General features: G+C 64.9%; 19 protein-coding genes. 1 reads left to right on the plus strand and 18 read right to left on the minus strand.

The annotated features are described in order from the left end of the window. Positions 1–160 precede the first annotated feature (160 nt). From CHB97_RS22920 to CHB97_RS22945, 6 genes are all read right to left on the minus strand, one after another. The gene (locus CHB97_RS22920; protein ID WP_089290349.1) at positions 161–1291 is read right to left on the minus strand and encodes a CaiB/BaiF CoA-transferase family protein; all 1131 of its coding nucleotides are present in this window, start codon (positions 1289–1291) and stop codon (positions 161–163) included. A gap of 56 nt (positions 1292–1347) precedes the next feature. Further along, positions 1348–2667 carry an amidohydrolase family protein gene (locus CHB97_RS22925; RefSeq protein ID WP_089290350.1) on the minus strand — a complete coding sequence of 440 codons (1320 nt, stop codon included), beginning with the start codon at positions 2665–2667 and terminating at the stop codon, positions 1348–1350. A 49-nt stretch (positions 2668–2716) separates the two neighbouring features. Continuing rightward, positions 2717–2956: a hypothetical protein gene (locus tag CHB97_RS22930; RefSeq protein ID WP_089290351.1), complete on the minus strand. Its 240-nt coding sequence runs from the start codon at positions 2954–2956 to the stop codon at positions 2717–2719. A gap of 39 nt (positions 2957–2995) precedes the next feature. Beyond that, entirely contained in the window at positions 2996–3832 is an 837-nt protein-coding gene (locus CHB97_RS22935; RefSeq protein ID WP_089290352.1) for an enoyl-CoA hydratase-related protein, read from the minus strand. 24 nt (positions 3833–3856) lie between these two features. Continuing rightward, positions 3857–4636, minus strand: coding sequence for an SDR family NAD(P)-dependent oxidoreductase (locus CHB97_RS22940; protein WP_089290353.1), 780 nt, complete (start codon positions 4634–4636; stop codon positions 3857–3859). Positions 4637–4765: 129 nt separating this feature from the next. After that, positions 4766–5545: an enoyl-CoA hydratase-related protein gene (locus CHB97_RS22945; RefSeq protein ID WP_089290354.1), complete on the minus strand. Its 780-nt coding sequence runs from the start codon at positions 5543–5545 to the stop codon at positions 4766–4768. 156 nt (positions 5546–5701) lie between these two features. On the opposite strand from CHB97_RS22945, the gene CHB97_RS22950 reads away from it, so the two are divergent. Next, positions 5702–6709 (plus strand): NAD(P)-dependent alcohol dehydrogenase, encoded by a 1008-nt coding sequence (locus tag CHB97_RS22950; RefSeq protein ID WP_089290355.1) that lies wholly within the window; start codon positions 5702–5704, stop codon positions 6707–6709. A gap of 63 nt (positions 6710–6772) precedes the next feature. On the opposite strand, the gene CHB97_RS22955 is transcribed toward CHB97_RS22950, so the two are convergent. The 12 genes from CHB97_RS22955 to CHB97_RS23010 form a co-directional block, all read right to left on the minus strand. After that, on the minus strand, positions 6773–8821 hold the full coding sequence (locus CHB97_RS22955; RefSeq protein ID WP_089290356.1) for a 3-hydroxyacyl-CoA dehydrogenase NAD-binding domain-containing protein: 2049 nt from the start codon (positions 8819–8821) through the stop codon (positions 6773–6775). Between the two features lie 24 nt (positions 8822–8845). Next, on the minus strand, positions 8846–10009 hold the full coding sequence (locus tag CHB97_RS22960; protein WP_089290357.1) for an acetyl-CoA C-acetyltransferase: 1164 nt from the start codon (positions 10007–10009) through the stop codon (positions 8846–8848). 33 nt (positions 10010–10042) lie between these two features. Further along, on the minus strand, positions 10043–10819 hold the full coding sequence (locus CHB97_RS22965; RefSeq protein WP_089290358.1) for an SDR family NAD(P)-dependent oxidoreductase: 777 nt from the start codon (positions 10817–10819) through the stop codon (positions 10043–10045). An 11-nt stretch (positions 10820–10830) separates the two neighbouring features. Beyond that, positions 10831–11808 carry a nitronate monooxygenase family protein gene (locus CHB97_RS22970; RefSeq protein WP_089290359.1) on the minus strand — a complete coding sequence of 326 codons (978 nt, stop codon included), beginning with the start codon at positions 11806–11808 and terminating at the stop codon, positions 10831–10833. 58 nt (positions 11809–11866) lie between these two features. Next, positions 11867–13009 carry an acyl-CoA dehydrogenase family protein gene (locus tag CHB97_RS22975; RefSeq protein WP_089290360.1) on the minus strand — a complete coding sequence of 381 codons (1143 nt, stop codon included), beginning with the start codon at positions 13007–13009 and terminating at the stop codon, positions 11867–11869. 26 nt (positions 13010–13035) lie between these two features. Then, positions 13036–14325, minus strand: coding sequence for a MaoC family dehydratase N-terminal domain-containing protein (locus CHB97_RS22980; protein WP_200820087.1), 1290 nt, complete (start codon positions 14323–14325; stop codon positions 13036–13038). 88 nt (positions 14326–14413) lie between these two features. Next, positions 14414–15583 (minus strand): acyl-CoA dehydrogenase family protein, encoded by a 1170-nt coding sequence (locus CHB97_RS22985; RefSeq protein WP_089290361.1) that lies wholly within the window; start codon positions 15581–15583, stop codon positions 14414–14416. Further along, a complete protein-coding gene (locus tag CHB97_RS22990; RefSeq protein WP_089290362.1) occupies positions 15580–16614 on the minus strand; it encodes an acyl-CoA dehydrogenase family protein in 1035 nt (344 codons plus the stop codon). The genes CHB97_RS22985 and CHB97_RS22990 overlap by 4 nt, the downstream gene beginning before the upstream one ends. Beyond that, positions 16614–18155 (minus strand): AMP-binding protein, encoded by a 1542-nt coding sequence (locus tag CHB97_RS22995; protein ID WP_089290363.1) that lies wholly within the window; start codon positions 18153–18155, stop codon positions 16614–16616. Before CHB97_RS22995 ends, CHB97_RS22990 begins: the two co-directional genes overlap by 1 nt. Before the next feature lie 81 nt (positions 18156–18236). Beyond that, entirely contained in the window at positions 18237–19763 is a 1527-nt protein-coding gene (locus tag CHB97_RS23000; RefSeq protein WP_089290364.1) for an acetyl-CoA acetyltransferase, read from the minus strand. Positions 19764–19788: 25 nt separating this feature from the next. Next, the gene (locus tag CHB97_RS23005) at positions 19789–20676 is read right to left on the minus strand and encodes an acyl-CoA thioesterase II (protein WP_089290365.1); all 888 of its coding nucleotides are present in this window, start codon (positions 20674–20676) and stop codon (positions 19789–19791) included. Beyond that, the gene (locus tag CHB97_RS23010) at positions 20676–21656 is read right to left on the minus strand and encodes a nitronate monooxygenase family protein (protein WP_089290366.1); all 981 of its coding nucleotides are present in this window, start codon (positions 21654–21656) and stop codon (positions 20676–20678) included. Before CHB97_RS23010 ends, CHB97_RS23005 begins: the two co-directional genes overlap by 1 nt. Positions 21657–21669 lie beyond the last annotated feature (13 nt).

A 21669-nucleotide genomic window follows, 5' to 3' on the forward strand; every position in this document is an offset into this window, starting at 1 on the left:
GTTTGCGGGCCTCATACCATCGGTCAAAATTCTTTACCGATGGTACGGCGGCGACTGCCGCCGCGCGGCCCGTGCCGCGTAGCCAAGGGCGCGGAAGCGCCCGCCGGCGATTGAGGGGCACGAAAACGTGACCATCGGTCATGATTTCGTGCCGCTGGTATCACTGGATCGCGCCGCTTTCCCGTAGCCGGCCGATGCGTTGCGCATCATATCCCATGGCAGAGAGGACGCCGTCCGTATCGGCGCCCGCCACCGTCGGCGGCGTGGGGCGGGTCAGGGAACGGCCGGAATAGCGGGGGGCGGGGGCGGGCTGCACGCCTTGGGCCAGTTCCAGAAAGGTACCCCGCGCCAGATTATGCGGGTGGTTAGGGGCTTCGGCCAGGGACAGGACGGGCGCGAAGCACACATCCGTCGCTTCCATCAGCGCGCACCATTCATCGCGGGTCCGTGTCCGCACAATATCCGCCACCCGCTGTTTCAGCCGTGGCCATGCCGTCTCATCCATCTGAGCCGCGAAGTCGGGATCATCGGCAATGCCCAGGCACTGGCGGAACTGGGCATAGAATTGCGGTTCGATGGCACCAAAGGCGACATACTTGCCGTCTGCCGTTTCGTAGGTGTCATAAAAATGGGCGCCGCCATCCAGCAGATTAACGCCCGGCCTGTCCTGATTCATGCCGATGGCATGGCCATACCAAGTCATCGCCGCCAGCAGCGCCGATCCATCGGTCATGGCGCAGTCGATGACATCGCCCTTGCCCCCCATCTTCACCGCCAACAGGGCACTGACCATGGCGAAGGCCAGCATCATGCCGCCGCCGCCGAAATCACCGACATAATTGACCGGGGGAATGGGCCGCCGCCCCGCCTCCCCCACCGTGTGCAGCACGCCGGACAGGGCGATGTAATTGATATCGTGTCCCGCCGCCTGCGCATAGGGTCCGTACTGGCCCCACCCCGTCATTCGGCCATAAACCAGCCGGGGGGTCTCCTTCATCAACACGTCCGGCCCCAACCCCAGCCGCTCGGCGACGCCGGGGCGAAACCCTTCAATGAAGCCATCGGCATGGCGCACCAGATCGCGGACCACTGCCACACCGGCCGCCTGCTTCATGTCGACGATGATCGACCGGCGGGACCGGCCCAGCGGATCCTCTGGATCCAGCCGGGCGCCCGGCCGCTCGACGCGGATCACCTCCGCCCCATGATCGGCCAGCATCATCCCGCAGAAGGGTGCCGGCCCGATCCCGGCCAGTTCGATAATGCGGATGCCCGCCAATGGTCCTGCCATCTGTCTATCCCCGAAAATACCGGGGTGGGGCCGGAAGCCGCCACCCAGGGAACCGTTCAGGCGGTCTTGAACGTATTGCTCTGCGGGAACAGGCGCAGGATGTCCCGCGCACGCACGGTGCCGGAATGTTCCGCCGGCGGTTTGCCCCCCCCTTTCAGCGGCGTCAGATCGACATGACCTGACTGGGCCCGCAGGGCCGCGACATTGCAGTTTTCCCGCCCCAGCCGGTCCACCGCGTCCCACCGATAGAGGCGGGCGGCATTCTGATGGCTGATCAGATCGATGTCGCGCTGGCCGATGGCGCCCTTTTGGAACTCCCCGTTCCAGAGCTGTTCCGGGGTGTTGGGCCAGGTGATGTCGGCATGGGGATAGTCATTCTCGAAGGTGATCGTCTCCACCCCGATCAGATCGCGCAGGGCTACCCCGGCTTCATCCTGGATGAAACAGGAGATAAAATGCTCCCGATACACGTCGGTCGGACGCTTTCCACGCCAATTATGGCGCATCCAGGGGCCATGGTTCTTATGCACCAGTTCCGCCCGCTCCAGCGTATAGGGCAGCCAGCCGATGCCGCCTTCCGACAGAATGACCTTCAGGTGCGGATAATCATGGATGAAGTCTGACCACAGCCATTCGGCAAACACCGCCATCGACGCCAGGCCTGCCTTGGTCAGAAAGGCCCCCATGGGAGAATCCAGGGTCAGATGTTCCGTGCCGGTGGAATCCAGGGCCGAGATATGGATGGAGATCGGCACCCGCTCCTCATCCAGCAGCTTCCACAGCGGGCGCCAATAATCATCATGGATGTTGGGCAGGCCAAGCTGATGCGGCAGGCTGGGCATGGTGACGGTACGCGCCCCCTTGGCGATGGCGCGCTTCATTTCTGCCACGGCAGCGTCAATGTCATAAAGCGGCAGGCTGACCATCGGGATCAACCGGTCCGGAGCAACCGCACAGAACTCGTCAATATGCCAATCATTATAGGCCTGGATAATGGCCGTATTCAGGTCCTTGTGCTTGCGGTCCTGGAACATTTCCAGCGCGAAGCCAGGAAAGGTGGGGAAGTTGACCCCGGCGAAAACGCCATTGACGCTCATATCGTCAACGCGGCTGCGCGGATCGTAACAGCCCTTGCGGATATGGTCGAACCGATTGGGCTCGAAGCCCAGCTCCTCCCGCGGGCGGCCGGCCACGGCATTCAGCGCGAAATTGACACTGGGCTTGCCTTGATAAACCCAGGTGAAGCCTTCGTCAGATTCGACGCATTTCGGGGCCTCATCCTTCCATCTGGCCCCGATATGCTGGTCAAAAATCGTCGGCCCTTCGACAATATGGTCATCAACGCTGAAGATCACCATGTCTTCCTTGCGCATCATCAACCTCCCTTGGTGAGGCTCCCGGCCTCGATTATTTCAGATGGCAGTGTCACTCGCCGACGATCTGAGGCTCCCCCGTCGCGCCGGCGGGAATCATCACCTTCACGCCATCGACGCGCACGGCATAGCCGGACTCCGACGTGACGTGGGTGGGGCGGATGCCGCCATGGCGGCGCAACCATTGTCCGACCCGCCAGGCGACGAAAGCCGCCGACCCGTGGGTGTATTCGGTGCTGGCCTCGGGGACGGCGTCGTACCCCTCTTGGGCAAATCGCGTCAGGCTGATCATGTCCGCTCCTGGTGTGCGGTTGATGGCGGGGGGTGTGCCCTATTCCCCATGGAACACGGGCTTTTCCTTCGACCCGAACAGGCGCATGGCAGCGACATTGTCGCGTGTGCGAGAGGTGCGGGCGACGGCGCGCGCCTCAGCCTCCATCGCCGCGTCCAGGTCCTGGCGCAGCCCATCGGCCAGCAGCCGCTTCATCTCCGACAGGGCCGCCGTTGGGCCATGGGCGAAATCCAGGGCGACCGTCCGGGCCGCCGCGGCGAACCCCTCGGCCGGCAATACCTCCCCGATCATTCCCCAGTCCAGCGCCGTGGCGGCCGGCAGGCGTTCGGCCCGCAGCAACAGGCGGCGCGCCCGGGCCATCCCCACCATTCGCGGCAACAGCCAAGTCAGGCCGGAATCCGGGGCCGAGGCCAGGGAGCGGAATGGCAGGAGAAAATAGGCATCGGCCGAGGCGACAACATGGTCGGCCGCCAGGGCAATGCCGACGCCGATCCCGACACAGGGGCCATTAACAGCCACCACCAGTGGGATCGGCAAGGCATGCAGCCGGCGCAGCAGCGGGTGAAACAAGGTCTCCACCGAGCTGAGGGCCGGCACTTTCCCCGCCCCGGCGGAAACAGCCCGGGCCTCTTGCAGCAGATTGACCCCGGCACAGAAGCCGCGGCCGGCGCCGGTCAGCAGCAGGCACCGCACCCGCCGGCGCGGTTTCAGCACCTCTCCTAACGCCTCAGCCAGGGCCTCGGCCATGGCGGGACTGATCGCGTTCAACCGGGCGCCATCCTCCAGGGTGATGGTGGCCAACGGTCCGTCTATCACCAGACTGACCTGATCATAGGCAATGGTTTCGGCCGTGCCCTCGGCCCTCTGCTCCGTCACCGGTTTTCCTCCCCACCTGCTGCTTCAGCGTAGCCCCATCCGGATGCCGCCATCCAGGCGCACATGTTCGGCGTTGAAATAGGGGTTGCGGATCATCTCCAGCGCCAAGCTGGCATATTCGGCCGGATGGCCGAACCGGCCCGGAAAGGGAATGGACGCCGCCAGCGCCTGTTTCACATTGTCGGGGGCCGCGTTCATCAGCGGCGTATTGAAGATGCCCGGCAGGATGGTGTTGATACGGATGCCCTCCGCCCCCAGGTCGCGGGCAATCGGCAGGGTCATGCCAACCACACCGCCCTTGGAGGCGGAATAGGCCGCTTGGCCCATCTGGCCGTCCTGCGCCGCGACGCTGGCGGTATTGATGATGACCCCGCGCTCGCCGGAAGGCAGCGGCTCGACGGTCAGCATCCCCGCTGCCGACTTGCTGAGGCAGCGGAAGGTGCCAATCAGATTGATCTGGATAATCAACTCAAAGGCGTCCATGGGGAACGCCTTGATCTCGCCGGTCTTGCGGTCGCGACCCGCTGTCTTGATGGCGTTGCCTGTGCCGGCGCAATTGACGAGGATGCGTTCCTGACCATGGGCCGCCCGCGCCTTGGCGAACCCTTCATCAACCGATGCGTCTGAGGTGACATTGACCGGGCAGAAGGTGCCACCGATCTCCGCCGCGACGGCATTCCCCTTGTCCGCATTCAGATCGAAGATCGCTACCTTGACGCCCAGGCTCGCCAGGGCCCGCGCGGTCGCCTCCCCCAGCCCGGATGCACCGCCGGTGACCACCGCCGCCAAACCGCTCACGTCCATGGACTTCCTCCTCATCAGGTTTCTTTAACGGGGTTCTTTGCGACCCGCGCCGACCACGGTCTTCTGAATAACTGGTATACTATTTAAATGCAAGAGTGGATTTGGGGCCGCCGCCTTATCAGTATCCTTTTACCGCCCCTGAAAGACAGGTTTCCGCCGCTCGGTGAAGGCGGCCACACCTTCGCGGAAATCGGCGCTGTAGCCGGCTTCGCGCTGGCCGATCCGTTCGGCCTGCACCGTCTCGGTCCAACTGCCATCCAGGCTGGTCCGCATGGTGCGACGGATGATGCCAAAGGCACGGGTCGGCCCGGCAGCCAGCCGGGTGGCCAGCTGCAGTGCCTGGTCGGGCAATTCATCATCCGCCACGGCACGATGGATCAGCCCCCAGGATTCGGCCGTTTCCGCCGGCAGCTTCTCCCCCAGCATCATCAGGGCCAGCGCCCGCTGGCGGCCGACCAGCCGCGGCAGCAGGAAGGACAGGCCGGCATCCGGCACCAGCCCGACATTGACGAAGGCCAGCAGGAAATAGGCCGACCGGCCGGCAATGGCGAAATCACCGGCCAGGGCCAGCCCCGCCCCCGCCCCGGCGGCAGCCCCGTTAATGGCGGTGACGATCGGGATCGGCAGGCCGGCGATGCGGTCCAGTAGCGGATTGATGACCTGTTCCAGCGACAGGCCCATATCCGCCCCTTCCTGAAGCGCCGGTCCGCCCTGCAGATCGGCGCCGCTGCAGAATGCCCGGCCGGCGCCGGTGATCAGCAGGGCCCGCGCGCTGCGGCCCGCCTCATCCACCGCCGATATCATCCCTTCCATCATCTCCATGGACATGGCGTTCATGCGGGTGGGGCGGTTCAAGGTGATGATCGCGACATCGCCGCTTCTGGCAACCAGGATCGGGCGTTCGGACATGCGGGCACTCCTGTCAGAGGGGGGCCTTCTGCTTTAAGCGACAATCTGGCCATTGTCGATGTATAAATAGTAACCTATTAAGCATTATCAGCATGGATTGCCCAGCGAGTCCACCCGGCCCGCTTGATGACCAGAGATGACCAGAAAGGATATGGGATGAAAGCCGTCCGCCTGCGCCAGCCGGCCGCGCTGAGCCAGCTTATCAACGTTGATCTGCCTGATCCGGGGCCGCCTGGGCCGGGGGAGATCAAGATCAGGCTCCGCGCCTCCTCCTTGAACTATCACGATTATGTCGTGGTGACCGGTGGGATCAGGGTGGAGGATGGCCGGATCCCCCTGTCGGACGGGGCAGGCGATGTACTGGCGGTGGGCGAGGGCGTCACCGCTTTCACGCCCGGTGACCTCGTCATCTCCACCTTCTTTTCCGACTGGCAGGATGGCCGCCCGCTGGAAGGGATCGCCGGAACCGTCCCCGGCGATTCCGCCGATGGTTACGCCCGCGACCTGGTGGTGGCGCCGGCGCGCTGCTTCACCCGTGCACCGGCCGGGTACACCCATGCCGAAGCGGCCACGCTGCCCTGTGCCGCCCTGACCGCTTGGCGGGCCCTGGTCGTGGAAGGCCGGATCAAGGCCGGGGAGACGGTGCTGGTCCAGGGCAGCGGCGGCGTTTCCATCTTCGCCCTGCAATTTGCCAAGGCGATGGGAGCGACCGTCATCGCCACCTCGTCATCCGATGCACGGCTGGACCGGCTGCGCGGCCTCGGCGCTGATCATGTGATCAATTACAAGTCCGTCGAAAAATGGGGAACGGCGGCCCGGCTCTGGTCGGGCGGGGGGGTTGACCATGTGGTGGAGGTCGGTGGCGCCGGCACCCTGGCGCAATCCATCGCCGCGGCCCGCCACGGCGGCCATATCAGTGTGATCGGGGTATTGAGCGGGCATCAGGCCCCCATCCCCACCACCCTGATCATGGCCAAGCAGCTCCGCCTCACCGGCATCACGGTGGGCACCCATCGCCAGCAACGAGAAATGGTGCGCGCCATTGAGGCCACCGGCCTCCGGCCGGTCATCGATGCCCAGCGCTTTCCCCTGGACCGGCTGGCCGACGCCTTCCGCCTGCAGGAGAAGGGCGGCCATTTCGGCAAGATCGTGATCGATATCTAAAAGCAACCCCCTTCCCTGCCCGCCCCCGGGGGGGAGCGGGACGGGCAAGGAAGGGTGCATCCCTCACCCTTGGGTGAAGGATTTTCCGTCGGCGACCAGCCGTTCCAGCAGGGGGGCCGGCTGGATGCCCATGGCTTTCAGGCCGGCAATAACCACCGGCAGACCCACCGTATCAGCCCAGAACATCGGCCCACCGGTAAAGACCGGCCAATTATAGCCAAGGATTGCCGCCATATCGATGTCGGACGCCCGCAGCGCGATGCCTTCCTCCAGGATGCGGGCGCCTTCATTGACCACGGGATAGAGCAGCCGGGCCACGATCTCCGCCGCCGGCTTGGGCCCCGTCGGCGTCACGCCCTTATGCGCCGCCAGGGTAGCAATCACCGCCGCCGCGACGGGCGACGGGGTGGCGCGGCGCTTCTCGTCATAATCATAGAAGCCGCCATTCTGCTTCTGCCCCAGCCGCCCCAGGGCCACCAGATCACCGCTCAAGGTGCGGTCGGGATTGTCGCGGCCGATCACGTCCAGCCCGACCAGATCGATCATCTGGAACGGCCCCATGGCGAAACCATAATCGACAATGGCCTGATCGACCTCGGCCGGGGTTGGCCCTTCCAGGACCAGCGCATCGCCCTGGCCCATATAGGGCTTCATCAGCCGGTTGGCGATGAAGCCGTCGCAGACGCCGGCCAGCACCGGCACCTTGCCGATCTTCCGCCCAAGATCCATCGCCGTGGCGATGACGGACAGGGCGGTGTGCTTGCCGCGCACCACCTCCAGCAGCCGCATCACATTGGCGGGGGAGAAGAAATGCAGCCCCACCACCCATTCCGGCCGCGTGGTCGCCGCGGCGATCTCATCAAGATTGAGGAAGGAGGTGTTGGACGCCAGGATGGCGCCGGGCTTGGTGATGGCGTCCAGCTTGCCGAACACCTCCCGCTTCACCGCCATGCTTTCAAACACCGCCTCGATCACCAGATCGACGGCGGCCAGCGCCTCCAGCGACAAGGACGGGGTGATCAGCGCCATGCGCTCTTCCACCTGCGCCTTGGTCATGCGCCCCTTGGCGGCCGTCCCCTCGTAATTGCGGCGGATGACGCCGATGCCGCGATCCAGTGCCGCCTGATTCATCTCCACCAGGGTCACCGGCACGCCGACATTCAGGAAATTCATAGCGATCCCACCGCCCATGGTACCGGCCCCGATGATGCCGACGCTGGCAATGGGCAGGACGGGGGTGGATTTCGGCACATCGGGGATCTTGGCCGTTTCCCGCTCGGCAAAGAAGACATGGCGCTGGGCGCGGGATTCCACCGTATCGACCAGTTCCCAGAACAGGGATTGTTCACGTTCGATGCCTTCATCGAACGGCAGTTCGACCGCCGCTTGAATGGCCTGGACAATATGGCCCGGTGCCTTGAAGCCCCGGAAGGCGCGGGCATTGCGGGCCAGGAAACCAGTGAAGATCTCCGGTTTGCCGCGGTCCCCGGCAATCCTGTCGTCCCGGTCGCGCACCCGCGGCAGCGGGCGGGTGGCCGCCACCTCCCGCGCCAGGGCGATTGCGGCATCCTGCAGGGTGCCGCTGTCGGCCACCAGCCGGTCCAGCAGCCCCAGCTCCAGCGCCTGGGCTGCTGCCAGGGGGCGGCCGCTGGTGATCATGTCCAGGGCTGCCGCCACCCCGACCAGACGCGGCAGGCGCTGTGTGCCGCCGGCCCCCGGCAGCAGGCCCAGATTGACCTCGGGGAGGCCGACCTTGGCCGTGGGCAGGGCAATGCGGTAATGGCAGGTCAGGGCCAGTTCGAACCCGCCGCCCAGGGCCGTACCATGGATGGCGGCCACGATGGGCTTGGGACTGTCATCAATGGCGGTCAGCAGGTCGCCCAGTGTCGGCGCCTCGAACGGCCGGCCGAATTCGCTGATATCCGCACCGGCGAAAAAGGTGCGGCCGCCGCAGATCACGACAATGGCCGTTACGGCCGTATCGGCGATGAAACGCTCCAACCCTTCCCAGACACCTCGCCGCACGGCGATCCCCAGCGCATTCACCGGCGGGGCATCAATGCTGATCAGGCCGATCCCATCTTCAATCCTATAGCTGGCAATGCCGGCCATGGCGCTTCCCCTTCACACGTTCTATTAAAGCGCTTCCACTATGGTGACATTGGCGATGCCACCGCCCTCGCACATGGTCTGCAGGCCATATTTCTTGCCGCGCGTCCGCAGGGCGTGCACCAGGGTCGCCATCAACTTGGTGCCGCTGGCCCCCAGCGGGTGGCCCAGGGCGATGGCCCCGCCATGCACGTTCAGCTTGGCCGGATCGGCGCCGACATGGCGCAGCCAGGCCAGGGGAACCGGGGCAAACGCCTCGTTCACCTCATACAGGTCGATATCATCAATATGCAGGCCGGCCCGCTTCAATGCCTTGTCGGTGGCGAACAGCGGTTCCTCCAGCATGATCACCGGGTCGCCGGCCGTCACGGTCATGTTGACGATACGGGCGATGGGGGTCAGATTATGTTCCTTCAGGGCCCGTTCCGACACCACCAGCACCGCCGACGACCCGTCACAGACCTGGCTGGCATTGCCGGCCGTCACCACCCCGTCCGGAACCAGGGTCTTCAGCCCGGCCAGGGCGTCCAGGCTGGCATCCAGGCGCACCCCTTCATCCTGGGTATGGATGGCTCTGGTTCCATCCGCCAGGGTGATGGGGACGGGAATGATTTCGCGGGTGAAGACACCGGCCGCGATGGCCGCCGCCGCACGACGATGGCTTTCCAGGGCATATTCGTCCAGCACTTGACGGCTGAAGCCATTCTTGGCGGCGATCATTTCCGCCCCGCTGAACTGGCTGAAACCCGCCACCCCATAGCGGTCCAGAACCTTGGCCGACCAGGGGGCAGCACCGGTGCCGGGCAGCGAGGGCGTGCCCATCGGCACCCGGCTCATGCTCTCCACCCCGCCGGCGATGATGATATCCTGGGTGCCGGACATCACGGCCTGGGCGGCGAACTGGATGGCCTGCTGGGAGGAGCCGCATTGCCGGTCGATGGTCACCGCCGGTACCGATTGCGGCAGGCAGGACGCCAGCACGGCAGAGCGGCCGATATGCATCGACTGTTCGCCGGCCTGGCTGACACACCCGAAAATCACATCGTCAATGGCCTCGGGATCAATGCCCGTACGCTCGGCAATGGCGGTCAGGGCGATGCCGCCCAGATCATTGGCATGGATGCCGGAAAGACGGCCATTGCGCCGGCCGCCGGCCGTGCGCACCGCCTCGACAAGATAGGCTGCGGTCATGTCATTGCCTTTCGCAGGAAGAAACGCCATCGCTCACAGCGACTGGCCGTCATCAATGGTGAAGCCGGCCCCGGTCACCGCCTGGGCGGCATCGGAACACAGGAACAGCAGGGCGGCATCCAGGTCGCCGGGTTCCATCAGGCGACGGCGGGGGAACTTGCCGATCATTCGCGCCCCGGCCTCGGTCTCCAGCCAGTCGCCATTGATCTCCGTCTTGATATAGCCGGGCAGCAGCATGTTGACATTGATGCCGCTGCGCGCCCAGTCGCGTGCCAGAACCTTGCCCATCTGCAATATGGCAGCCTTGCTGCCGCTATAGACGGCAAGGCCGGGATCCACCTTTGTCGCCGTGATGGAAGACAGGATGACGATCCGGCCGTGCTGGCGTTCCCTCGACCCGGCGGCGATCAGCCGGCGTGCCCCCTCGCGCACGGTCAGATAGACACCGCGCAGATTGACCCCCATCACCTGATCGAACGCCTCCATGGGCAGGTCGGTGGCCGCCCCCTCGCAGTTCATGCCGGCATTGGCAATGATTGTATCAACGGTCCCGAAGGCCGCCTCTGCCGCGTCATAGGCGGCCAGGGTGGAGGCCTCATCCGACACATCCATCGGCGTTGCGATGGCCCGCCCGCCCGCCGCTTCCAGCTCCTGCCGCAATGTTTCCAGCCGGTCCACCCGGCGGGCGGCCAGCACCACATTGGCGCCGGCCGCCGACAATATCCGCGCGAAGCGTGCCCCCAGGCCGGACGACGCCCCCGTTACCAGGGCCGTGCGGCCGGTAAGGTCAAAAATTGGAGAGTGCGCCATCTCTCACCCCCTTACGCCGGACCGGCGATGGCGGCCAGGCGTTGGGTGATGATGGCGCGCGCCTCCCCGACGATGCGTTCGATCAGATCATGGCAGGTGGGAATATCATGGATCAGCCCCTGCACCTGCCCGGCCCAGACCAGCCCCACCCCGATATCGCCGCTTTCCAGGGCCGCGCGGCCCTGAGCCCCGGTTACCAGATGGCGGATATCCTCGAACACGGCATCGGGCTTGGCCGACAATTCCACCACCAGATCGGAAACCTGAGTCTTGGCGACCCGCGCCGTATTATGGAACTTGCGGAAGATCAGGTTGGTGCAGCGTTCATCATTCGCCACCAGCAACTGCTTGATGCGCTCATGGATAGGAGCCTCCACCGTGGCGCAGAAGCGTGTGCCCATATTGATGCCATCGGCCCCCAGCGCCAGGGCGGCGGCCAACCCGCGCCCGTCGCCGAAGCCGCCGCTGGCGATCATCGGCACTTTCACCTTGTCAGCGGCGGCGGGGATCAGGATCAGGCCGGGGATATCATCCTCGCCCGGATGGCCGGCACATTCAAACCCGTCAATGGAGATGGCGTCCACCCCCATCCGCTCGGCCGACAGGGCATGGCGGACGGCGGTGCATTTATGGATGACCCGCACGCCATGCGCCTTGAAATCCTCCACATGTTCCTGCGGCTTGTGACCAGCCGTCTCCACAATGGTCACGCCACTGTCGATGATGGCCTGGCGATAGGCGGCATAGGGCGGCGGGTTGACGGAGGGCAGGATGGTCAGGTTGACGCCGAACGGCTTGTCCGTCATTGACCGGCAACGGTCGATTTCCCGCCGCAGATCGTCGGGTGTGGGCTGGGTCAGGGCCGTCAACATGCCTAGCCCGCCGGCATTCGACACGGCCGACACCAGCTCCGCCCGCCCGATCCACTGCATCCCGCCCTGGACGATCGGGTATTTGATCCCGAATGCTTCGGTGAACCGCGTCTTCATCCCTCACCCTTTCTGTTCGGCCCGTCTGCGGGACGGGTTCCCTGTTGGCGCGCCGCGGTCAGATCGACCGGCCAATTACTTCCTTCATGATTTCGCTGGTGCCGCCGAAAATGCGGGTGACGCGGGCATCCCGCCACAGGCGCGCCACCAGATATTCATTCATATATCCCGCCCCTCCATGCAGTTGCAGGGCAGCGTCGCAGACCCGGCCCTGCAGCTCGGAATGCCAGAGCTTGGCAGCCGATGCCTCTGCCGTGGTCAGGGCGCCGGCCACATGCCGGTTGATGGCCCAATCCAGATGCGCCCAGCCGACCTGCAATTCCGTCTTCAACTGCGCCAAGGTGAAGCGGGTATTCTGGAAATCGAACACTGTCTTGCCAAAGGCCTTGCGATCCTTGACGAAGGCCACCGCCTCGTCATAGGCCCGTTGGGCCGCGGCCTGGGCGGAAATGGCGATGGACAGCCGCTCCTGCGGCAACTGATTCATCAAATAGGCAAAACCCTTGCCTTCCTCGCCCAGGCAATTGGTCATCGGCACCCGCACATCGGCGAAAAACAGCTCCGACGTATCGGCGGAATGCTGGCCGATTTTGTCCAGGTTGCGACCGCGGGCAAAACCGGGCGTGTCGGCATCCACCAGGATCAGGGAAATACCCTTGGCCCCCAGCGTGGCATCGGTCTTGGCCACAAGAATGATAAGATCAGCATTCTGGCCATTTGTGATGTAGGTCTTGGACCCGTTGATGACGTAATGGTTGCCGTCCTTACGGGCCAGGGTCTTGATGCCCTGCAGGTCGGAACCCGTGCCCGGCTCCGTCATGGCGATGGCGGCAATCACCTCGCCGCTGATCATCCGGGGAAGATAGGTCCGCTTCTGCTCCTCCGAGCCATAGGCCTCCAGATAATCCGCCGCGATGTCGGATTGCAGCGCCAGCCCGGCCGAGGACCCGGCATAGGCCAGTTCCTCGTCAATCACCGCATTGAAGCCGAAATCCAGACCTAGACCGCCATATTCCGGCTTGACCGTCGGGCACAGCAGCCCCGCCTCCCCACAGGCCAGCCAGAATTTGCGGTCAACAATCCCCTCGCATTCGAACCGCTCCAGATTGGGTTCCAGTTCGCGCTTGAAGAACTTGCGGACCGTATCGCGGAACAGGGCATGTTCCTCGGTAAAGGCGGTACGGGTCGTGGTTACCAGCATTCTCGAATACTCCTTTGCCGGGCGGGTCAGGAACGGCGGCCCAATTCCCAGTGCCGGGCCATCATCCGGGCAGCACGTTCGGCCAGATCGGCGGGAACATCAGGATAGAGCACGGGCCGGCCGGCCGATGGCAGGGCGATCACCGCCGTCGCCTTCATCGTCTCTTCCCCGCGCTGGTTGGTGAAGCGCACGGCGACATCAACGAGGTTACGGCCATTCTCTTCACGCTTGCCCGTCACCTCCCCGGTGATGAACTGCGTGTCGCCGATATAGTTGAACTTGCGGATTTCATCATGGACATGCAGCACGACGCCATCGTCACCGCACCAGTCGGTGAGATAATGGTAGAGGTAGTTTTCCCGCATGACGCCATAATCATATGCCATGGGGTTGCCGACGGCCTGGGCCCATTTCGGGTCCCAGTGCAGCCGCTGCGCCACGTCGGGAATCCCCTGCTCGTTCTTGATATAAAAGGCGGGGATACGCTGGCGGTTCTGCCAGGCAAGCCGGCCGACACAGGGTTTGTAGGGCACGAAACCATAGCCGCCGGCATGGAAACAGACGACATCGGTGACCGTCAGCGGCCCCTTGGCCATCTTGCCCAGTGCATCGCCGACCTGGATATCGGCAAAATCCCGCGCCACCGCCCCACGCACCTCTTCCTGGGCATAGACCGCATCAATTGCCGCAATATCCTCGTCCGTATAGTGGGCGGGCTGGATGGCGCTGTACTTACCCTTGTCCACCGCCGATTTCCGTTCGGTCAGCACCTGCAGGATCTTGTACACGGCGACCACTTCGGCCCGTTGATTGACCTTCACATCGCGCAGAACCTGGATGACCGACCGGCCGGAGAATTCCGATTTCTTCAGCTCCAGGCTTTCCTGTCCGCGGAAGCTGTACAGCGTGTCACCGGGATAAATCGGCCGGTACCAATCCCAGGTGGAGCCGGAAACGAAGACATGGATGCCCCGGAACAGGCTTTTGCGGGCCGCCTTCACCCAGTCCGGGGCGGGGTCGCCGCGCATCGGCGCATTGATGATCCCCGCCATCATCCCGGGCGCGATGACGCTGCCCCAGCGGGTGCCGCCAGCATAGGCCGGATCGCAGAATAACGGATTATCATTGCCGCACCCATGGGCGAAATTGCGGATCGCATCCAAGGAAACGGTCTGCACATATTCGGCGTCGCGGGACGCCTGATCATAGCCGGTCAGCGTGCTGCCGCGCGCCACATCCTCGTCCGAGATCGTATAGCTGGTGGCCTTGCGCCATTCCTCACTCTTGGTGATTTCGGTTTCCGCCGTCACGGACATGCCCCTTCCTCCCTGGCTCAGGTTTGACCTATATTTGGTATACTATTTATATTTTTAGCCGATCAGCCATCGGCGGGATCCCATGCCCCTATCGCCCGCGCGGCAGGCCCAGCACACGCTCCCCGATAATGTTGCGGCGGATTTCCGAGGTGCCGCCGGCGATGGTCTGCATGACGGAGCGGAGATACTGGCTGGTCCAGCGGCTGGGGCTGGCCTCCAGATCCAGCATCTCCGGCCCCATCATGTCGGCAGCGGTGCGGAAGATGCGCTGCATCGTCTCAGTATTATAAAGGGCGATCAGGGTACCCTCAGCTCCCGGCACCAGATCGCGCTGGCCACGGCTGATGGCGGCATAGCTCATGGCGCGCAGGGCGGCCACCTCCGCCCGCAAGGTGGCGAGACGGGCGGCGAATTCGTCATCCTGAATGGCGGGGCGCAGCCCGTCCGGACCGGGTCGGTCATGGGCCAGGTCGATCAGATCCTCGACCACCCGGCTCATCTCGATCTGTTCGGCCAGGGCCGCCGTGCCGCGCTCGAACCCCAGCGTGGCCATGGCGACATTCCAGCCGTCATTGACCTCACCCACCACATTTTTCAGCGGGATGCGCACATCATCATAAAAGACTTCACAGAAATCGGCGGCCCCATGCATACATTTGATCGGCCGAATGGTGACGCCCGGCAGTTCCATGTCGCCGATCACCCAGGTGATGCCCTTGTAGCGGGAATTGGGGTCTGTGCGAACCAGCAGCTCCTGATATTTTGACCAGTTGGCGAGGCTGGTCCAGATTTTCTGGCCATTCACCACCAGATGGTCGTCCTCGATGACCGCGCGGCAGCGCAGAGAGGCGAGGTCGGAACCCGATCCGGGTTCGGAAAAGCCCTGACACCAGGGTGTCTCCCCCGCCAATATCTTTGGCAGATAGAAGGCCTTCTGCGCGTCGGTGCCGCGGGCGATCAGCGTCGGCCCGGCATGGCTCAAGGCCACAAAGAAGCAGCCCAGATAGGGCCCGCCGGCCAGGGCATATTCCTCGAACCAGATCAGTTGCTGCATCAGCGACAGGCCGGCACCGCCATATTCCTTCGGCCAGGCGATGCCGGCCCAACCGGCCTCAAACTGCCGGCGTTGCCATGCCTTGTCGAAGGCAAGCATCTCCGGCCCATCATCGGGCCGGGTCTCCTTGGGCACATGGGTGCGCAGCCAGTCGCGGACTTCGGCCCGGAAATGGCGCTCGTCGGGGGTAAAGTCGAGATTCATGCGACGGGCTCCTCTCCCGGCGCCGGCTCTTCCAGCAGAAACCGCTGCTGCTGCCGGTAGCCGCCGCCGATCAGGTCATAGACATGGGCGCGTTTCAGGAAATGATGGGCATCGCATTCGGTGGTAAAGCCGATGCCGCCATGGATCTGAATGGTTTCCTTGGCATTGATCAGGGCATATTGCGCCCCCAGCAGCTTGGCCGCCGTTGCCTGGAACACTGCGTCCTCGGCGCGGTTGGCCACGCGGATGGAGGCGAAATTGACCAGATGGCCGACGGCATCCGCCCGCAGGGCCAGGTCGGCACATTTATGCTTGATCGCCTGGAAGGCCCCGATGGGCTGGCCGAACTGCACACGCAGCTTGGCATAATCGGTAGCCAGATCGCGCGTCTGCTCGCACACCCCCGCCAGCATGGACGCCGCCAGCAGGCGCAAGGTGACATGGGCGCCCAAATCCGGCCCTGCCAGGGCCAGGGGCGCCACCGCGTCCAGCCGCGCCTCATGCAAGCTCATCGCATCGACGGCCGATGGGCGTGGCAGCAGGGACAGGGAGGCCGTCGCCACAAGGGCGGCATTTCCCACCCCATCGGTCAGCAGCAGCAGCGGCATTCCCGCCGCATCAAACAGATGGAAGCGGCCGCTGATCCGGGCGCCGATACTGACGCGACCGACGGCATTGCCCAGTGCCACGGGCTGTTGTCCGCTGGCAATCGCCGCCGCCAGCTCATCCACCCCGGCAGCGGCGGCCACCCGGGCGCCGATAGCCGAGGCCAGAACATTGGGAGTGAGCAGATGACGCCCCAATTGCCGGAACAGCAGGGCTTCTTCCACCGCACTCAGACCCAGCCCCCCCTGCGCTTCGGTCAGGCTGGTCATGAACCAACCCAGTTCACCCATGATGGGCCAGAGGGCGCTGTCAGGGCGGTTATTGCCGTCCGGCCGCAAGCGGGCCAGCGGCAATTCGACAGACAGGAAATCAACGACGCTGTCGATGATCTGCTGCTGTTCTGTAGAGACGAGAAGATCAACCATCAGCCGAAACTCGGATAGCCGCCGCCACCATGGGCGGCGTCAATGGCCTTGCGGTCATTGAATTGGGTGCCGGGGATCTTGGGCAGGGCGGTGACGAAGGCCACCAGCTTGGGCTTTTTGTAAGAGGCGATGCGGGCGCGGCAATGCTCGACGATCTCGGCCTCGCCGACGCTGGCATCGGCTTTCAGCACGATCACGGCTTTGACATTCTGCCGCCATACCGGATCGGGCACGCCGATCACACAGACATCGGCCACCGCCGGATGCTGGCGGATGCAGGCCTCCACCTCCACCGGATAGATATTCTCATCCGCTGATTTGATCATTGCCATTTTCGGTCCGACAAAGATCAGGGACCCGTCTTCGGTGCGGCGTCCCAGATCGTTGGTCAGGTGCCAGCCGAAGCGGCTGCGCCGTTCATTTTCCGCCGCGGCCCCCAGATATCCGGCCATGACCAGGGGGCCGCGCACGGCGAATTCCCCAACCTCGCCGGCCGGCACCTCCCGGCCCGCATCATCCAGCAAGGCCACCTGGGCCATCGGCGATACGCGCCCCGCCCCCGTCCCGCCAAGGAACAGGAAGGAGATCAGGCCCATCACCTCTGACTGCCCATATCCGCCCATCTGCCGCAGCATGGGCGCATCGGCCGGCATACACATGGGGAATTTCCATTCCGGTGCGGCCGGAGAGGACCAAAGGCTGGAGACGTCATAGGCGCCATCCTTGTTGATCTCCCGTATCTGGGCGATGGTCGGCGCCGGAACAAAGGCATGGGTGACCTTTTCCGCCTGGATCAGCTCCAGCAACGTGCGGGCATCGACACGCGGCGTATAGACATTGCATCCACCCAGATGGAAGGTCGCCAGCGTGCCCAGCAGGGTGCCGATATGGAACAGCGGGCCTGAATTCAGATGCACGCTGCGTTCATCGATCATCTGCCCCCGGCTGATCAGCAGATTCTGATACATCAGGGTGCTGTGCGGGAGCATGGCCGCATTGGGTTTGCCGGCAAAGGCCGCGGTGAACAGGGCCAGCAGCGGCAATTCCGGGCTGATCCGCAGATCGCGGTCCTGTTCGTCCCCCGCCGCGATCAGGGCCTCATAGCCGTCGGGCCCGTCCAGATCATGCTGTACCCACCTTGCATCGCCACCCGCGTCCGCCCGTGCGGCCCGCATCGTCTCGCCGACCTCGGCCTCCTGCCATATCACCAGATGGGGGGTGTAATCCGCGATCAGAGCCTTCACTTCCTCCACGGAGGAGCGCCAGTTGGCGGGGCAGAGGCTGGCCCCGACCTTGGCACAGGCGACCAGGGTTTCCAGGATGCGGTGACTGTTCTGCCCCAGCCACAACACGCGGCTCCCCTCGCCAATGCCCTGATCGGCCAGGGCATTGGCGAGCCTGGTGCTGCGCCGGTCAAAATCAGCGTAGGTCAGGCGTGTCCCGCCATCGACGGCCGCCAGCAGATGTGGGCGTGATCGGCGATGCTCACGGGCGATATCGCCGAAGCCATGCAGCCGGATGAGGTTGTACGAGCCAGACAAGCCATCCTCCCATATTTTTATCTAGTATACTGATTGTCCAGTGATGGGCAACCGCTATTCCAACGCAGGGGGCAGCCGGGGTCACACGCCCGGTGGCGCCATTTGCCAACGGTTGCCGTCCGCATCCTCCGACACGAAACCGGCAAGACCCACGGGCTCCCGCTCCCCGCTGGTGAGCAGATGCAGGGTGATCCCGTCCGTCGCCGGCACCCGACCGATGGTCCGCCGCCCATCCGGGGTCCGGCCAATGATGACACCGAATTCCGGCTGGCCGTCGCGGTCATGGATCACCGTATAGGTCTCGATGATGGCCGGGCCGGTATAGGTTTCATCCAGGACCGGAACCGTCCCCCGTTCCCGGTCTGCCTCGGCCTGGAAATCGAAGGCCTGGGGGAAAATGCCGGCAGACTGCGGGGACCGGGTCAGCAGGATCGTGTGGTTGTGGGTGGCGAAGCCGCCATTGGCGAACAGCAGACCATGGCGTCCGGATCGGCGCAGGGCCGCCACCATGCTGGCCACGGCATGGGTCATATAATTGCCGATCGGGCCGCCGCCGAAGGTCAGTCCCCCGAAGACGCTCAGGGGCCGGTCATCGGGCAGGCCGAGGATGCGCCTTGCCATTTTCGGCACGCAGGGAAAGCAGGAATAAAGCTCGACATGGTCTATGTCGTCGGCCGCAATCCTGTTCAAGGCCAGGGTCTGCTCCAGCGATATTTTCATGCTGGCCGACCGGTCGAAATGCGGACGCAGCAAGGGATTGTCATCCTCATGCGCCGCCGCGCCCGGACCGATGAATACAAGCCGGTCAGGCGGAATGCCCGCCGCCTGCGCCACGGCCAGGCTGGTGACGATGATGGCCGCCCCCTGGTTGACAGCGGCATTGGCCACCATCAGCTTGCTGTAGGGAAAGGCGATCGGCCGGTTCTGCGGCGATGGGGTCATGATCTCTGCGGCCGTGTGGGGCTTGCGCAGCCACGCCGCCTCATTGGCGGCGGCCACCCGGGAAAATGCCTGCCAGATGCGCCCCGTCTCCGCCTGGGCCTCCGCCAGGGTCTGGCCATAGGCGGCGCGGGCGGCATTCTCGAACAGCGGATAGACATCGCTGGGCGTCTTCAGCCCGTACCGGTGGCGGGTTTCCAGCACCGCCGGCTGGCTGGCGGGCAGCGGCCCTCGGCGGGCCGGCGCACCACCCGCAGCGGCGGCGGCCTCTGCCGCACGTCGGCTGGCCGTGCGCAGGGCCTCCCCGCCGGTGATCAGGGCGACCTGAGCCTGTCCCTGGCCAATGGCGTTAGCTGCCTCATGCAGCAGCAGCAGGGGGCTGTCGCCAGTGGGCAGCGGCGTCTCCCGCGCCTGTTCCGGCCGGATCCCCAGCCCGTCCGAGACAAGCCGCACCAACTGCCCGCCATAGGCCGGAAAGGATATTTGGCTGACGATGCCCAGCCAGTCCACCCGGGCCAGCACGTCACCACCGGCATCGGTGCCGGCAGCGCGGGCGGCCGCCAGCATCAGTTCCAGGGAGTCCAGCCCCGCATGGCCCGTCTCTGCCCGGTCATTGACCTGCCCCACACCGACGATCACCGGAATCCGACCGGCCTCTGCCCTGTCCATCTGCATGTTCCTTGTCAAAGCGGGCTCAGTGGTCGGTTCCGGGCGGGCGCGGGCGCAGCAGCCCTTCCTGGACGACGCTCGCCACCAGCCGCCCATCCCGGCTGAAGATCAGTCCCCGCCCCAGACCACGGGCGCCACCCGTCCAGGGGGTCTCCTGGGCATAGAGCAACCATTCATCCAGACGCAGATGCGGATCATGGATCCACAACGCATGGTCCAGGCTGGTGCCTTCGAAATAATCATCATAAATGGTCTTGCCATGGGCCTTGGCGGCTATGCCGATCAACCCCCAATCAGAGGCATAGGCGAGCACGGCCCGGTGCAGCACCGGGTCATCCGGCAGCGGGGCGACAGTGCGGAACCAGTAATGTTGCTGCAAGGCCCCCGCCCCCGGCCAGTCGGGGATCTGTTCCTCCACCGGGTAGAATTCCAGCGACCGCATCCGGTCGGCGATCCCATGCTGGGTCGACGGCAATCGCCACAGATTGGCGAGCCGCATGTCGCGGTCGCTGCGCATTCCCTCCGGCCCCGCCATCACCGGCATGACCGCCGCATGATGCAACCCCGGCTCCTGGATATGGAAAGAGGCCGCCATGTTCAGCAGCACCTTGCCGCCCTGCAGGGCGATCACGCGCCGGTTGGAAAAGCTGCGACCATCCATGTCGCGCTCCACCTGATAGATGATCGGCCGCTGGGGATCACCCGGACGCAGGAAATAGGCATGCAGGGAATGGACCGGTCGTGCCGCCGCCACCGTGCAGGTCGCCGAGGCCAGAGCCTGGGCCACCACCTGCCCGCCATAGACGCGCCCCCATGTCTCATCGGTGCGGACCCCGCGGAACAGGTTGTCCTCCAACTGTTCAACCGACAGCAGATTGACCAGGGTCCGGGCACGATCCAAGGCGTCGGTCATCACACCCCTCCCAGGCCGGGACGGGAAGCCGGGAAGGCCGGGAGGGCGCAGGCCGCCCGATATTCCGCCTGCAGGCGCGCCACAAGATCGGCCACCGCGGGAATATCCTGGATCAGGGCTATGCCCTGGCCGGCACTCCACAGGGTGCGCCAGGGCCGCGCCCCCTCCGGCAGATGGGCATGGCCCGGCCCGGTCGGCGGCGGTGGCAAGGCCGCTGGATCAAGGCCGGCGCGGCGCAGCGAGGGCGTCAGCCAGTTGGCGGCGATCCCAGCAATGCTGGCGGTGTACAGCACATCATCGGCGGCACCGGTAACCAGCATGGATTTATAGTCATCACTGGCCCCGGATTCCGCCGTAGCGATGAAACGGGTGCCCAGATAGGCCAGATCGGCGCCCAGCATCTCCGCCGCCCGCACGGCGCCGCCGCTGGAAACCGCCCCGGCCAGCAGGAGGGTGCCATCGAACATCCGGCGCAATTGCGGCACCAGGGCGAGGGGGCTGATGGTGCCGGAATGGCCGCCCCCGCCCCAGCCGATGGCGGTGATGCCATCGACGCCCGCCACCATCGCCTTTTCGGCGAACCGCAGATTGATGGCATCGGCATAGACCAGCATCCCTTCCCCATGGGCCCGCCGGGTCAACTCCGTCGGGTTCCCCGTGGCGTTGACGATGATCTCCACCCCATATTGCCGGCACAGGGCCAGGTTGGCCGCCATCTCCTCCGCCGGCAGGTTGGAGGCCAGATTGACCGCCAGCACCCCTTCCGGCCGCCCTTGCTCCCGCGCCTGTCGGCGCGCCGCGTCGATCTCGGCCAGCCAGGCGCCGAACTGCTCCAGGCTGCGGGCATTCTGGCGCGGCAGGCCGCCGATCAGCCCCGCCAGACAGGCCTCCCGCACCAGGGCCGGGGTGGACACCAGAAACATCGGCGCACAGAAGACCGGCAGGACCAGCTTGCGCCGAATATTCTCAGGAAGGCTCATGGCTATACCCCAT

This window comes from Azospirillum sp. RU38E, assembly GCF_900188385.1.
Taxonomy (GTDB): Bacteria; Pseudomonadota; Alphaproteobacteria; order Azospirillales; family Azospirillaceae; genus Niveispirillum.

What these genes read in the sequence shown, in the direction of transcription:
- CHB97_RS22920 (WP_089290349.1), bottom strand. Translation starts at nt 1,291, where the DNA reads ATGGCAGGACCATTGGCGGGCATCCGCATTATCGAACTGGCCGGGATC.
- CHB97_RS22925 (WP_089290350.1), bottom strand. Translation starts at nt 2,667, where the DNA reads ATGATGCGCAAGGAAGACATGGTGATCTTCAGCGTTGATGACCATATT.
- CHB97_RS22930 (WP_089290351.1), bottom strand. Translation starts at nt 2,956, where the DNA reads ATGATCAGCCTGACGCGATTTGCCCAAGAGGGGTACGACGCCGTCCCC.
- CHB97_RS22940 (WP_089290353.1), bottom strand. Translation starts at nt 4,636, where the DNA reads ATGGACGTGAGCGGTTTGGCGGCGGTGGTCACCGGCGGTGCATCCGGG.
- CHB97_RS22945 (WP_089290354.1), bottom strand. Translation starts at nt 5,545, where the DNA reads ATGTCCGAACGCCCGATCCTGGTTGCCAGAAGCGGCGATGTCGCGATC.
- CHB97_RS22950 (WP_089290355.1), top strand. Translation starts at nt 5,702, where the DNA reads ATGAAAGCCGTCCGCCTGCGCCAGCCGGCCGCGCTGAGCCAGCTTATC.
- CHB97_RS22955 (WP_089290356.1), bottom strand. Translation starts at nt 8,821, where the DNA reads ATGGCCGGCATTGCCAGCTATAGGATTGAAGATGGGATCGGCCTGATC.
- CHB97_RS22960 (WP_089290357.1), bottom strand. Translation starts at nt 10,009, where the DNA reads ATGACCGCAGCCTATCTTGTCGAGGCGGTGCGCACGGCCGGCGGCCGG.
- CHB97_RS22965 (WP_089290358.1), bottom strand. Translation starts at nt 10,819, where the DNA reads ATGGCGCACTCTCCAATTTTTGACCTTACCGGCCGCACGGCCCTGGTA.
- CHB97_RS22970 (WP_089290359.1), bottom strand. Translation starts at nt 11,808, where the DNA reads ATGAAGACGCGGTTCACCGAAGCATTCGGGATCAAATACCCGATCGTC.
- CHB97_RS22975 (WP_089290360.1), bottom strand. Translation starts at nt 13,009, where the DNA reads ATGCTGGTAACCACGACCCGTACCGCCTTTACCGAGGAACATGCCCTG.
- CHB97_RS22980 (WP_200820087.1), bottom strand. Translation starts at nt 14,325, where the DNA reads ATGTCCGTGACGGCGGAAACCGAAATCACCAAGAGTGAGGAATGGCGC.
- CHB97_RS22985 (WP_089290361.1), bottom strand. Translation starts at nt 15,583, where the DNA reads ATGAATCTCGACTTTACCCCCGACGAGCGCCATTTCCGGGCCGAAGTC.
- CHB97_RS22990 (WP_089290362.1), bottom strand. Translation starts at nt 16,614, where the DNA reads ATGGTTGATCTTCTCGTCTCTACAGAACAGCAGCAGATCATCGACAGC.
- CHB97_RS23000 (WP_089290364.1), bottom strand. Translation starts at nt 19,763, where the DNA reads ATGGACAGGGCAGAGGCCGGTCGGATTCCGGTGATCGTCGGTGTGGGG.
- CHB97_RS23005 (WP_089290365.1), bottom strand. Translation starts at nt 20,676, where the DNA reads ATGACCGACGCCTTGGATCGTGCCCGGACCCTGGTCAATCTGCTGTCG.
- CHB97_RS23010 (WP_089290366.1), bottom strand. Translation starts at nt 21,656, where the DNA reads ATGAGCCTTCCTGAGAATATTCGGCGCAAGCTGGTCCTGCCGGTCTTC.